Raw genomic sequence first — 12,564 nt, forward strand, 5'->3', positions numbered from 1 at the left:
GAGATGGCCGCCACGAGCCCGGATGCCAGGCTGGAGGGGCGAAAACGCCGCCTGGAGCAGGGAGATGCCGATGCCCGCGACGCGCCCGATGACCGGCAGCGAGTACGTCGAGAGCCTGCGTGACACCCGGGAGATCTATCTCTACGGCGACCGGGTCAAGGACGTCACCGAGCATCCGGCGTTCCACAACCCGGTGCGGATGACGGCCAGGCTGTACGACGCCCTGCACGACCCGGCGACCCGCGACCAGCTCACCTGCCCCACGGACGGCGGCGGCGAGGGCTACACGCACCACTTCTTCACCACGCCGCGCACCGTGGACGACCTGGTGGCCGACCAGCGGGCGATCGCGACGTGGGCGAGGATGAGCTACGGCTGGATGGGCCGCAGCCCCGACTACAAGGCCTCGTTCCTCGGCACGCTGGGTGCCAACGCCGACTTCTACGCCCCCTTCGCCGGCAACGCCCGCCGCTGGTACCGCGAGTCGCAGGAGAAGGTCCTGTACTGGAACCACGCGATCGTGCATCCGCCGGTGGACCGCAACCTGCCGCCCGACCAGGTCGGCGACGTGTACGTGCACGTCGAGCGGGAGACCGACGCGGGGCTGGTGGTGAGCGGCGCGAAGGTGGTGGCGACGGGTTCGGCGCTGACGCACTACAACTTCCTGGCCCACTACGGCCTGCCGGTCAAGAAGCGGGAGTTCGCCCTGGTGGCGACGGTGCCGATGGACGCGCCGGGGCTGAAGCTGATCTGCCGCCCGTCGTACACGGTGGCGGCGGCGCTGACGGGCAGCCCCTTCGACTATCCGCTGTCGTCGCGGCTGGACGAGAACGACAGCATCCTCGTGCTGGACAAGGTGCTCATCCCCTGGGAGAACGTGTTCATCTACGGCGACCTGGGCAAGGTGCAGCTCTTCACCGGCCGTTCCGGCTTCATCGAGCGTTTCACCTTCCACGGCTGCACCCGGCTGGCGGTCAAGCTGGAGTTCCTGGTGGGCCTGCTGCTGCGCGCCCTGGAGATCACCGGCACGAAGGACTTCCGCGGCGTGCAGAGCCGGGTCGGCGAGGTGCTGGCCTGGCGCAACCTGTTCTGGGCGCTGTCGGACGCCGCCGCCCGCAACCCGGTGACCTGGAAGAACGGCGCGCTGCTGCCCAACCCGCAGTACGGCATGGCCTACCGCTGGTTCACGCAGGTCGGCTACCCGAGGATCAGGGAGATCATCCTCCAGGACGTGGCGAGCGGCCTCATCTACGTCAACTCGGGCGCGGCCGACTTCAAGAACCCCGACATCCGCCCCTACCTGGACAAGTACCTGCGGGGCTCGGACGGGTCGGGGGCCGAGGAGCGCGTGAAGGTGATGAAGCTGCTGTGGGACGCCGTCGGCTCGGAGTTCGGCGGCCGGCACGAGCTGTACGAGCGCAACTACGCGGGCAACCACGAGAACACCAGGGTCGAGCTGCTGTTCGGGCAGATGGCGTCGGGCCAGTTGGAGGAGTACGCGGCGCTCGCCGAGCAGTGCCTCAGCGAGTACGACCTGGACGGCTGGACGGTGCCCGACCTGTCCTCGTTCGCCGGTTTACGACAGACAGACAGCCTCTGAGAAAGGGCGGAAGCATGCGGCCGTTCCGTATCGAGATTCCCGATCACGACCTGCGTGACCTGCACCGCAGGATCGACGACACCCGCTGGCCCGACGAGCTGCCCGGCACCGGCTGGGAGCGTGGGGTGCCGCTGACGTACCTCAAGGAGCTGGCCACCTACTGGCGGCACGACTTCGACTGGCGGGCGGCGGAGGCGGAGCTGAACCGCCATCCGCAGTTCGTCACCGAGATCGACGGCGCCACGGTGCACTTCCTGCACGTCAGGTCGTCGCGGCCGGACGCGGTCCCGCTGCTGCTGACGCACGGCTGGCCCGGCTCGGTGGCGGAGTTCCTGGACGTGATCGGTCCGCTGACGGAGCCGGACGGCGACGAGCCGGCCTTCCACCTGGTGATCCCGTCCATCCCGGGCTTCGGCTTCTCCGGCCACACCAGGGAGGCCGGGTGGCATCCGTACCGGGTGGCGCTGGCCTGGGCGGAGCTGATGCGGCGGCTGGACTACGACCGCTACCTCGTCCAGGGCGGCGACGCCGGCGCGGTCATCTCGCTGGAGCTGGCCAGGCTCGCCCCTGACGCCGTCATCGGCGCGCACGTCAACATGCTCATGGCCTTCCCCTCCGGCGACCCGGCCGAGCTGGACGGGCTGCCGCCTTCCGACCTGGCGCGGCTGGGCGGGCTGGCCCGGTTCGACCAGGAGCTGTCCGGCTACATGAAGCTGCAGTCCACCCGCCCGCAGACGCTCGCGTACGCGCTCACCGACTCTCCGGTGGGGCAGCTCGCCTGGATCGTGGAGAAGTTCCGCGATTGGACGGACTCCGCCCAGGCGCCCGAGGACGCGGTCGCCAGGGACCGCATCCTGACCAACGTGTCGATCTACTGGCTGACCGCGACGGCCGGCTCGTCGGCCCGGTTCTACTACGAGGGCGCGGAGGGGCTGCGGCAGGCGGCCGAGGGGCACACGCCGCCGCCGATCACGGTGCCGGTGGGCGTGGCGGTCTTCCCCCGGGACATCTTCGTGCCGGTACGCAGGCTCGCCGACCGCGACATCCCGACCATCACGCACTGGACCGAGTTCGACCGCGGCGGGCACTTCGCCGCGCTGGAGCAGCCGGAGCTGCTGGTCGGCGACGTCAGGGCGTTCGCGCGGTCACTGACCTGAGCATGGAGAAAGCCTGAGCATGGAGAAAGGCGCCGGCGGTGAGAGACCGCCGGCGCCTTTCTGTTCTGGGCCGTCACCCCCGCAGCACCGGGAGCGGCTGGGCCGCCTCCTCCTGCGCCGGATGCCTGCCGCCGTTGGCCAGCACGCGCAGCATCAGGCCCGGCCGCATGAGCGCCTGCGGCGGATCGACGAGCCCGGCCACCCGCATGAACGCGGCGGTGACCGCGCCGTCGCGGGCCGCCGCGGCGTGCAGCCGTCCCATGTAGGCGTTGGCCATCCGCACCTTCAGCGTGCGCGGCCCGCTCACGCCGGGGAAGGCCAGGTCGGCGCCCGCGGAGATCTCCCACGGCACGTCGATGACGCGGGAGATGTCCTGGAAGAACGCCTTCCACCGCGGCTCGCCGCCCCGCCGCAGGTGGTCGCGCAGGATGATGGACTCCATGGCGGCCACGGTCATGCCCTGCCCGTACACGGGGTTGAAGCTGCACGCCCCGTCGCCGAGCACCAGCAGGCCGTCGGGGAAGCCGGGCAGCCGCTCGTAGCGGCGCCGCACGCTGGCGGGGAAGGTGAAGGTGACCCCCTCGTCCAGCGGTTCGGCGTCGCGGATCGCCTCGTAGACGTCCGGCACGGGCAGCGACTTGGCGAAGGCCAGGAAGCCGTCGTAGTCGGCGGGCGGGTGGTCGCCGAGTATGCCGGTGAGCGAGAGCATGCTCATGTCGCCGGGCAGCTTGGGGAAGAACGCGCCGCGCGGGTTGGCAGGGGAGGCCACGGGGTTGATCGACAGGTCGTCGCCGTACGGGTCGGAGCGCAGCCGGAAGTGGCGGGTGGTGTAGGCCAGGCCGATCTTGACCCGGTCCTCCTCCGGCCGCTCGTAGCCGAGCTCCCGCAGCCACGCGGGCGTGCGCGAGCCCCGTCCTGTCGCGTCGATCACCAGGTCGGCGGCGAGCTGCTCCTCCTGCCCGTCGCTGTGCCGCACCCGCACCCCTGTGACGCGGGCGCCCACCACGGTGGGGGCGAGGATGTCGGTGCGTTCCAGGAACCGCACGTTCTCCAGGGCCGCCACCCTCAGCCTGACCTGCTCCTCCAGGACGGGCCTGGTGGCCGACACGCTGACCAGCCCGCTGGGCGCCTGCCGCAGCCTGCGGCCGTTGAAGTACCAGCGCAGCCGCGTGGCCATGTCGCCCGCGGGCACGCCGTCGTCGATGAGCCCCTGGGTCAGGCCGGGGAACAGCTCGTCGAGTATCTGCTGGCCGCGGGCGAGCAGCGCGTGCGCGTGACAGCCGTGGGGAACGCCTCTGCGCGGGCCGCTCGCCCCCGTCAGCGTGTCCCTGTCGATCACCAGGACCTCGGTGTAGAACTCGGACAGCACGCGGGCCGACAACAGGCCCGCCATGCCGCCGCCGAGCACCACCGCGCGGTCCGCGACGTGGCGGGCCATGTCAGTCACGCGGGCTGTTCTGGTAGGCGGCCAGCCGCCACTGCCCGTCCTGCCGGACGACGAGCCAGGACGCGCGGATGGCCCGCTCGGCGGGGACCTCGCTCTCGCCCGGGGCGAGCACGCCGCCCTGGGTGATCAGCACGCCGCAGTCGTCGTTGAAGAAGCGCACGTCGATGGGCGTGCCGGTGACCCTGGTGCCCTTGTACGGCCCGGCGAAGGCGGCGGTCATGAAGCCGCGGATCTCCTCGCGTCCCTTGCGGTACTGGCCGGGGAGGATCATCGTGGCATCCTCGGTGAAGACGGCGGCGAAGGCGGCGGCGTCGTGCGCCGCCCAGGCCTCGATCACTCGCTGCGGCAGCGCTGCCACGGCTGCCTGGTCGGGGGCGTGTGCGGGTGCGGTGGTCATGGTGTCTCCTCCGGGCGTGTTCAGATGTAGAGCGTGTCGGGCTCGAGGCCGCACAGGATGCGGCCATACAGCTCGGCGTTGGTGTTGGGGTGCATGAGCGCGTGCTGGTTGACGGCGTGGACGTCGCGCGCGATGCGCTGGATCGGCACGTCGCTGTAGATGGACGAGCCGCCGCTCGCGGTGGCCAGGATGTCCACGGCCTCCTTGCCGAGCCTGCACACGGCGCCCAGGTCGGCGCGGGCGCGCACCCGCTCCTCGACGCTCCACGTGGCGCTCTGCGCCGCCTTGCCGTCGACGGTCGCGGCGAGCCGGCCGGCGTGGAACTCGGTCTGGTCGATCTTGAACGTGGCCTCGGCCACCTGGAGGTGGGTCAGCGGCGCGGCGCTCTGGCTCTCGTACCCGGTGTAGGTGATCTTGCGCTGGGGCAGCCGCTCGAAGAAGACCTCCCTGGCGGCCTTGGCCAGGCCGAGCACGGTGCCGACGGACGAGGCGGAGGCCACGGGCAGCAGCGGCGGCCGGTAGATCGCCGAGGCGGCGCTGGCGCCGTCGGCGTGCGCGCCCTCCAGGATCGCGCCGAGCGGCATGACCCTCTCGGCGGGGACGAACAGGTCCTGCGCCACGGTGCTCACGCTGCCGGTGCCGCGCAGGCCGGAGGTGTGCCAGTCGTCGATGACGATCAGGTCCGACATCGGGACGAGCGCCATGATGGGCTCGGGCGGCGCGTCCTCGCTGAGGATGACGGCCACGATCTCCTGCCAGTGGCTGTGGTGGGCGCCGCTGACGAACCCCCACTTGCCGTTGACGACGATGCCGCCGTCGGTGCGCGCGGCCATCGCGGTCGGGCTGAGCGTGCCGCAGATGCGCACGTCAGGCGTGGCGAACACCTCGTCCTGGACCGCCTCGGGGAAGTGGCAGGCCATCCAGGTGGGGATCCAGTAGACGGAGGCGGTCCAGGCGGTGGAGCCGTCCGCCCTGCCCAGCTCGGTGGCCACCTCGACCAGCGTCCTGGTGTCCGCCTCGTGGCCGCCGTAGCGGCGTGGCGTCCTCAGCCTGAAGACGCCCGCGTCGGCCATTGCTGCTATCGACTCCTCGTGGAGCCTGCGGTTCTCCTCAGCCCATGCCGCGTGCCCGCGCAGCACAGGCACGATCTCCGAGGCGCGGCGGACGAAGTCTTCCCGCGCCGGAGCATCGGTCACCAACACGATGTCCTCCCAGACGTCAGTCGAGGAACTGCCCACCTGAACGTCCCATTCGGACGTTGACGTGCGCATCTCCTGACGTGCGTGATTGCGTGGCACGCCAGGAGATGCGGGCGGGCGCGGCGCGGGCGACGCTGGGGAAAAACCCGAGACGAAGGGTCCGCGCAGCATGACAGTCGTCACCGATGCCCCAGGGGCTCCGCCCGAGCCCGGTCTCACCCCCGAGCTGATCGTCGCGCGCGCGGAGGCCATGGTGCCCGACCTGGTCGCGCGCCAGGCCGAGACGGAACAGCGCACCTACTACGCGCAGGACACCCACGAGGCCTTCGCGCGGGCCGGCTTCTACCGCATCCTGGTGCCGCGCCGCTTCGGCGGCTACGAGTTCGGCGTCGAGACGTTCCTGCGCGTGTCGATGACGCTGGCGCGCGGCTGCCCCTCGACCGGCTGGATGTACTCGCTCGGCACGGCCCACGCGCTGGCCGTCGCCACGCTGTTCGGCGAGCGGGCGCAGGCCGAGCTGTTCGCCGGCGGCGACTTCGTCTGCCCCGCGACGGTGGCGCCCAGCGGCGCCGCCACACGCGGCGCCGACGGCCAGTGGATCCTCGACGGCACCTGGAACTACTGCTCGGGCGCCCCCTACGCCACCCACTTCATGGGCCACGTAGTGGTGGACGGCGCGCCCATGCTGTTCGTCGCGCCGCGCGACCGGTGGCGCCGCCTCGACGACTGGGGCAACCAGCTCGGCCTCAAGGGCAGCGGGTCGCACAGCGTCGCCTTCGACCACGCCGCCATCCCGGCCCACTACACGTTGCCGCTGCACCTCAGCCAGACGTCCGTGGACGGCGGCACGCCCGGCCTGTCGCTGCACGGCAACCCCGAGTACGGCGGCGGGCCGCTCAGCTTCATGCTGCTCGACAGCGCCACCGTGATGCTGGGCATGGCCCAGGGCGCGCTGGACGCCTACGAGCAGCTGATGCGGGTCAGGACGACGGTGTTCCCGCCGTTCTCGCTGCGCGCCGAGGACCCCGACTACCAGTTCTGGTACGGCGAGGCGGCCGGTCTCCTCGCCACGGCGGAGGCGGCCTGGTCGGACGCCGTCCGTCAGTGGCGGCAGTCCTGCGCGGACGGCGCGTTCACCAGGGAACGGGACCTGCGGCTCGCCACGATCAGCCGGGAGGTCGCCCGGCTGTCCTGGCGGGCGGTGGAGCGGTGCCTGTTCCCGACGGCGGGGTCCAGCGCGGTGCGCAACGGGGAGCGGATCGAGCGGATCTGGCGGGACATGTCCACGCTGCACAGCCACGCGGGGTTCGCCGTCTTCCTGTCCACGGTGGCCAACAGGGAGCTGGCCCGCGCCCACTTCGGCCTCGGCTGAACCCACAAGGGGGCCCGCCCTGCGGGGCGGGCCCCCTTCCGTATGCGAGCGCAGCCTTGCGAGCGCGGCCTTGCGGTGGTCAGCCTGCGAGGGCGGGCTCCTGCTCCTTCTCCGGCTCCGGGTGGTGGTGGCCCGCGAAGGGCGCCAGGTGGCGGAGCTGGGTCAGCGCCAGCAGGGCGAGCCCGGCGAACAGGACGGCGTTGACCGTCCCGACCGCGTGCAGCCCCGTCGTGAAGGCGGCGCGGGCGGCGTCGAGCAGGTCGGCCGCCTGAGCGGGTGGCAGCCCTGAGGCCACGCCGACGGCGCCGTTGATGCTGTCACCGGCCACGGCGGGCGCGCCAGGCGGCAGGGCCAGCTCACTACGGTAGACGGCGGTCCCGAGGGTGCCCAGCGTCGCGATGCCCAGCGCCACGCCGAACTCACCGCCCGTGGCCACCATCGACGCCGCCGACCCGGCCTTCTCGGGCGGGCTGCTGGCCATGGCGACCTGGTTGACCAGCCCGCCGACGGGGCCAACCCCGAAGTAGCACACGGACAGGAACACGATCAGCAGGATCACCCCGCCCACCGCGACCTGGGTGATGAGGAACTGGCCCAGCACCGCGATGAGCATGCCGCCGCCCAGCACGTACGCCGGCCGCACCTTGGCCGCGACCTTCGGCGTGAGGTTGATCGAGACGATCAGCGCGATCGACGGGATGAGCAGCCACAGCCCGGCCACCAGCGGCGACAGCCCTTCGACCGTCTGCAGGAACAGCGCGACCTCCATGCCCGTGCCCGTCTGCAGCGAGCCGCAGAGCATCCCGATCACGACCGCGGCGGTGAACGCCCGGTGGCGGAAAAGGCGCAGGTCGAACAGCGGATGTTCCAGCCTCCGCTGCCGGTGCACGAAGAGCGCGCCCACGACCAGCCCGGCGGCGACCGCGACCAGCGGCCCGGCCGCCCAGCCGTCCCTGGCCACGGCCTTCAGCCCGTAGATCAGCGGCAGGATCGCGCCCAGCGACAGCACGACGCTGACCAGGTCCAGCCGCCCGCCGTCCGGATCGCGGAACTCCGGCAGCAGCGGCAGCGCCGCGATCAGCAGCAACATGACCGGCACGCCCATCACGAACACCGAGCCCCACCAGAACCGTTCGAGCAGCGCGCCGCCGACGGCGGGGCCGAGCGCGATGCCGACCATGAACGCGGTCCCCCACACGGCCATGGCCTGCCCGAACTGCTTCGGGTCGCGGAACATGACGCCGATCAGCGCCAGCGTCGAGGGCAGCAGCGTCGCGCCGGCGATGCCGAGCAGCGCCCGGCACACGATGAGCATCTCGGGGCTGGTGGACATGGCCGCCACCAGGGAGACCAGGCCGAAGGCCGCGCCGCCGACGAGCAGCAGCCTGCGCCTGCCGATCCTGTCGCCCAGCGAGCCCATGGTGACCAGGAAGCCCGCGGTCATGAAGCCGTAGATGTCGGTGATCCAGAGCTGCTGCGTGGCGTTCGCGCCCAGATCGACGCTCAGGTGCGGCAACGCCAGGAACAGCACGCTGATGTCCAGGGACACGAGCATGGTGGGCAGGGCCAGCGCCGCCAGCCCCATCCATTCCTTCCGCCCCGCGCGCGGGGCGCCGTCGTGGGTCACGTCCTCACTCCTCATCTCTTGCCGGTCATGTGGTCAGCTCGATCCGGGTGTGATCGCCCACCACGAGCCGGTGGTGCGCCTGTCCGGGCGCCACGGTGGTGAAGCGTCCGATGAGCGAGCCGCGCAGGCTGGCCTCCTCGATCGAGGCGCCGTGGAGCACGATCGAGTCGGCGATGCGGGTGGCGCGGACCACGCAGCCCGTGCCGATGGAGGTGTTGGGGCCGACGTGGCTGTCCTCGATCAGGGTGCCCGCGCCGATGATCGCGGGGCCCTCGATCGTGGAGGCGACGATCCGCGCGCCGGGCTCGATGACCACCTCGCCGCGCACGTCGCTGATCGCGTCCAGGTGGCCGGCGATGCCGCGCGCCTGCGTGGCCAGCATCCTGCGGTTGCAGTCGAGGACGTCGTCCACCCGGCCGGCGTCGGTCCAGTACCCGTCGTACACGCTCGCCCTGACCTCGTGGCGGTGGTCGACCAGCCACTGGACGGCGTCGGTGATCTCCAGCTCGCCGCGCCGTCCCGGCGCGATCCGCTCGACCGCCTCGTGCACGGCGGCGGTGAAGAAGTAGACGCCGACCATCACCAGGTCGCTGGCGGGCCGTTCGGGCTTCTCCGTCACGCGCAGGACCGCGCCCGCCGCGTCCGCCTCGACCACCCCGAACGCGCGCGGGTCCGCCACCCGGCGCACCACGACCTGCGCGGCGGGCCGCAGCGCGCGGAACTCCTCGGCGATCGGGCCGATCCCGCCGGCCAGGACGCAGTCGCCGAGATACATCACGAAGTCGTCGTCGCCGAGGAAGCCGCGGGCCAGCTTCACGCAGTGGGCCAGCCCCAGGGGCCGGAGCTGGCGGATGTAGGTGACGCGCGCCCCGAACCGGGAGCCGTCGCCGACGACCTCGGCGATCTGCGCCCGCCTGTCGCCGACGACGAGACCGATCTCGGTCACGCCCAGCTCGCGCAGGCTCTCCAGCACGTGCTCAAGGACCGGCTTGTTCGCGATCGGGATGAGCTGCTTCGGCATGGAGTGGCTCAGGGGGCGCATGCGGGTGCCTGACCCGCCGGACAGCACCAGAGCCTTCATGGTGGCCAGAATCCCAACGCGCGGGTGCCCACATCATCTCTGACCGTGCTGGATGACAAGGGGTGCGGGCCCGTCCCGATTCGGGCTCAGCTCGATGCGGGTCCCGTCCCGGACCGACATCAGCTCGATGCGGGTCCCGTCCCGGACCGACATCAGCTCGATGCGGGTCCCGTCCCGGACCGACATCAGCTCGGTGCGGGTCCTGTCCCGGATCGACATCAGCTCGGTGCGGGTCCTGTCTGAACCAGGCTCAGCTCGGCGGCCAGGATGGGGCCGATGACGCTCAGGGGGCCGGGGCGCATCATGTCCACGTGGCGGCAGTCGACGCGGCGCACGTCCAGGCGGCCCTCGATGTGGCGCTCCCAGGCGCGCGGCGTCAGCGTGCCCCTGCTCTCCCTGGCGGCCTCCAGGTGGAGCACGTCGCCGCGGAAGGTGCCGGGCAGCGCGCGCCGCACGGCGGCGCGGGTGCCGAGCGCGGTGTCCACCAGCTCCGACAGCAGCCGCTCGCTCAGGCCGCTGTCGCGGGCCAGCCGCCGCAGGACTCGCGCGGCGTCCTCTCCCGGGTCCTGGCGCGCGCGGGTGCCGAGGTCGGCGGCGAGCGTGCGGGCCAGGTCCAGCCTGTCGCCCTCGCTGTCCGCCGGACGCGGCTCCTCGCCCGTGCTCGGGAACGAGTCGAGCAGCGCCAGGAACGCGACGTGCGCGCCTTGCCGCTGCAGCTCGCACGCCACCGCGTGCGCGATGCTGCCTCCCGCCGACCAGCCCATGAGCTGGTACGGCCCGTCCGGCTGCGCCTCTCGGATCGTGGCCAGGTAGTCGGCCACCATCGCGGCCAGGTCGCGTGCGGGCCGCCTCCTGGCCTGCAAGCAGTGGACGGGGCGGCGGCCCAGGTAGGGCAGCAGGCCCGCATAGCACCAGCCGAGCCCTGACAGGGGGTGGACGCAGAACAGCGGCACGCCGGAGCCGGTCGTCCGCAGCGGCAGCAGCACCTCGGTGTTCATGAGCGGTCAGTGTCCGTCCGGCCGTCCGCTCACGCACCCTCATGCGTGCGCCGCCGCTCCCCCGCACCCTCAGGAACGGCGGCCCGGCCGGTGGGACGGTCGGTGATGCGGCCGTCGGGGCGGTCGGTGGTGCGGTCGGCGGTGCGGTCGGTAGTGCGGTCGGCGGTGCGGTCAGCGGTGCGGTCAGCGGTGCGGTCGGCGATGCGGTCGGCGATGGCGGCCAGCAGGCCGGCCAGCGGTCCCGGCGTGGAGATCATCGGCCAGTGCCCGGTGTGCAGGGTCTCGAAGTCCCAGGAGGGCGCCATCCGCATGGCCGTCACGTCGGCGGCGATCTGCCCGTCCACGTGCTCCATGGAGCAGACGACATAGGTGGCCCGCTGCTCGGCGAGCGGCCGGGTCAGCTTCACGGGGTCGGCCACGGTCCGCCCGGGGTGACCAACGAAACGCCGGGCGAGCAGGTGCGCCTGCCGCGCCGTCAGCCCCTGCCCGTCCCCCACCACGGACGCGTCGGGCGCCGGCCACCGCCCCTCGTTGTCGGCGATCTGCCGCAACTCGCTCTCCCGCAACCGCTCGGGAAAGGCGTGCAGCAACGACTTGCCGTCGTGCGGCAGGAACCCCTCCACGTACACGGTGTGCGCCACCCGGTCGGGCATCCGGTCGGCGACCTGGCCGACCACCAGCCCCGAGTAGCTGTGCCCCACCAGCACGACGTCCCGCAGGTCCCGCTCGTCCAGCACCTCCATGACGGCTTCCACGTGGCACTCCAGCCCGACGTGGGACACGTCCTCCCGCGCGCTGGCGAGCCCGGGCAGGGTGACGGCCAGCGCGTCGTGGCCGAGCTCACGCAGGCGCTGCGACACCGGCTCCCAGCACCAGGCGCCCATCCACGGACCGGGCACGAGGACGATCTGTGTCTTCATGGCGCTCTCCATTCACCAACTGCGGTCAGTTCACGTCAATGCCTCCTCTCACTGTCGGGCCGGCCGCCGCCCCCCTCCACGGATGCGCGTGGCAGGAAGGTGCAACGCGCCTGCAGCTTGCTGACTCCGTTTTATCTGGTTTGCCGGGCGCCGGGATCGCAAAGTTGGAAGTGCAAGCGAGAACGGCTCCGAAAAACCAAACTTGAGAAAGAGGCAGTGAAATGACGAACGCGATTCTTTCCCCGCGGATTTCCGGCAACATTGTCAAGCTCGCGGCGGCGGTGGCCACCTTCGGTGCGGCTTTCGGAGTGGGCGCCGGCGTGCTGGACCTGGTGGCGGAGCGCGGGATTGACTCGGTGCAGGCCGACCCGAACACCTGGCCGGTTCCCGCCGCCGCCCCTGACCCCAACACCTGGCCGAAGGTGGTCGCGGCCCCCGCCCCCAACACGTGGCCGGTCCCGGCTGACGACCCCGACAACACCTGGCCGGTTCCGGCCGACGACCCCGACAACACCTGGCCGTCCGCCTAGGAAGGAGTTTCCCGAGAATTGCGCCGGACATTGACGATGGAGGGAGCGATATAAAACGAACACCACGGAAAGACCCCCGCGGGCGCCGCGGGGGTCTTCGTTTTCGCGCGCCCGGATGAATGGCCGGAGCGCGCTTATTCGTCGTCCTGCTGTGCAGCCGTTCCCGCGCGCCGTCCTGCCGTGAGCCGTCCTGCTGCGGGGCCGCTCTGGCGCCCGCGGCAACAAGGTGCCACGGC

General features: G+C 71.8%; 12 protein-coding genes. 4 read left to right on the forward strand and 8 right to left on the reverse strand.

Features of this window, described 5'->3' with window-relative positions:
• Window positions 1–70: 70 nt before the first annotated feature.
• Together ABD331_RS38945 and ABD331_RS38950 are read left to right on the forward strand one after the other, a co-directional pair.
• Window positions 71–1,600, forward strand: coding sequence for a 4-hydroxyphenylacetate 3-hydroxylase family protein (locus ABD331_RS38945; protein WP_344486828.1), 1,530 nt, complete (start codon window positions 71–73; stop codon window positions 1,598–1,600).
• Window positions 1,601–1,614: 14 nt separating this feature from the next.
• The gene (locus ABD331_RS38950; protein ID WP_344486831.1) at window positions 1,615–2,757 is read left to right on the forward strand and encodes an epoxide hydrolase family protein; all 1,143 of its coding nucleotides are present in this window, start codon (window positions 1,615–1,617) and stop codon (window positions 2,755–2,757) included.
• 73 nt (window positions 2,758–2,830) lie between these two features.
• Here ABD331_RS38950 and ABD331_RS38955 read toward each other — a convergent pair whose 3' ends face one another.
• Genes ABD331_RS38955 through ABD331_RS38965 form a run of 3 tightly spaced genes read right to left on the reverse strand, consistent with a single transcriptional unit; the run spans window position 2,831 to window position 5,803 of the window.
• Complete coding sequence (locus ABD331_RS38955) at window positions 2,831–4,195, reverse strand: FAD-dependent oxidoreductase (protein WP_344487058.1); 1,365 nt, start codon at window positions 4,193–4,195, stop codon at window positions 2,831–2,833.
• A gap of 1 nt (window position 4,196) precedes the next feature.
• Window positions 4,197–4,601: an SgcJ/EcaC family oxidoreductase gene (locus ABD331_RS38960; protein ID WP_344486834.1), complete on the reverse strand. Its 405-nt coding sequence runs from the start codon at window positions 4,599–4,601 to the stop codon at window positions 4,197–4,199.
• Between the two features lie 20 nt (window positions 4,602–4,621).
• Window positions 4,622–5,803, reverse strand: coding sequence for an acyl-CoA dehydrogenase family protein (locus tag ABD331_RS38965; protein ID WP_344486837.1), 1,182 nt, complete (start codon window positions 5,801–5,803; stop codon window positions 4,622–4,624).
• Window positions 5,804–5,969: 166 nt separating this feature from the next.
• Between ABD331_RS38965 and ABD331_RS38970 the strand changes: the two genes are divergently transcribed.
• Entirely contained in the window at window positions 5,970–7,172 is a 1,203-nt protein-coding gene (locus ABD331_RS38970; protein WP_344486841.1) for an acyl-CoA dehydrogenase family protein, read from the forward strand.
• A gap of 79 nt (window positions 7,173–7,251) precedes the next feature.
• Here ABD331_RS38970 and ABD331_RS38975 read toward each other — a convergent pair whose 3' ends face one another.
• The 5 genes from ABD331_RS38975 to ABD331_RS38995 are packed head-to-tail and all read right to left on the reverse strand — an operon-like array spanning window position 7,252 to window position 11,798.
• Window positions 7,252–8,799, reverse strand: coding sequence for an MFS transporter (locus tag ABD331_RS38975; RefSeq protein ID WP_344486844.1), 1,548 nt, complete (start codon window positions 8,797–8,799; stop codon window positions 7,252–7,254).
• Window positions 8,800–8,824: 25 nt separating this feature from the next.
• Window positions 8,825–9,880, reverse strand: coding sequence for a glucose-1-phosphate thymidylyltransferase (locus ABD331_RS38980; protein WP_344486847.1), 1,056 nt, complete (start codon window positions 9,878–9,880; stop codon window positions 8,825–8,827).
• A 33-nt stretch (window positions 9,881–9,913) separates the two neighbouring features.
• Window positions 9,914–10,099: a hypothetical protein gene (locus tag ABD331_RS38985; RefSeq protein WP_344486850.1), complete on the reverse strand. Its 186-nt coding sequence runs from the start codon at window positions 10,097–10,099 to the stop codon at window positions 9,914–9,916.
• Window positions 10,099–10,878 carry an alpha/beta fold hydrolase gene (locus ABD331_RS38990; RefSeq protein ID WP_344486853.1) on the reverse strand — a complete coding sequence of 260 codons (780 nt, stop codon included), beginning with the start codon at window positions 10,876–10,878 and terminating at the stop codon, window positions 10,099–10,101. The genes ABD331_RS38985 and ABD331_RS38990 overlap by 1 nt, the downstream gene beginning before the upstream one ends.
• Before the next feature lie 29 nt (window positions 10,879–10,907).
• On the reverse strand, window positions 10,908–11,798 hold the full coding sequence (locus ABD331_RS38995; protein ID WP_344486856.1) for an alpha/beta fold hydrolase: 891 nt from the start codon (window positions 11,796–11,798) through the stop codon (window positions 10,908–10,910).
• A 221-nt stretch (window positions 11,799–12,019) separates the two neighbouring features.
• Between ABD331_RS38995 and ABD331_RS39000 the strand changes: the two genes are divergently transcribed.
• Window positions 12,020–12,328, forward strand: a complete 309-nt coding sequence (locus ABD331_RS39000; protein ID WP_344486859.1) for a hypothetical protein — start codon at window positions 12,020–12,022, stop codon at window positions 12,326–12,328.
• The last annotated feature ends 236 nt before the right edge of the window (window positions 12,329–12,564 follow it).

It is taken from the genome of Nonomuraea monospora, assembly GCF_039531895.1.
Classification (GTDB): Bacteria; Actinomycetota; Actinomycetes; order Streptosporangiales; family Streptosporangiaceae; genus Nonomuraea; species Nonomuraea monospora.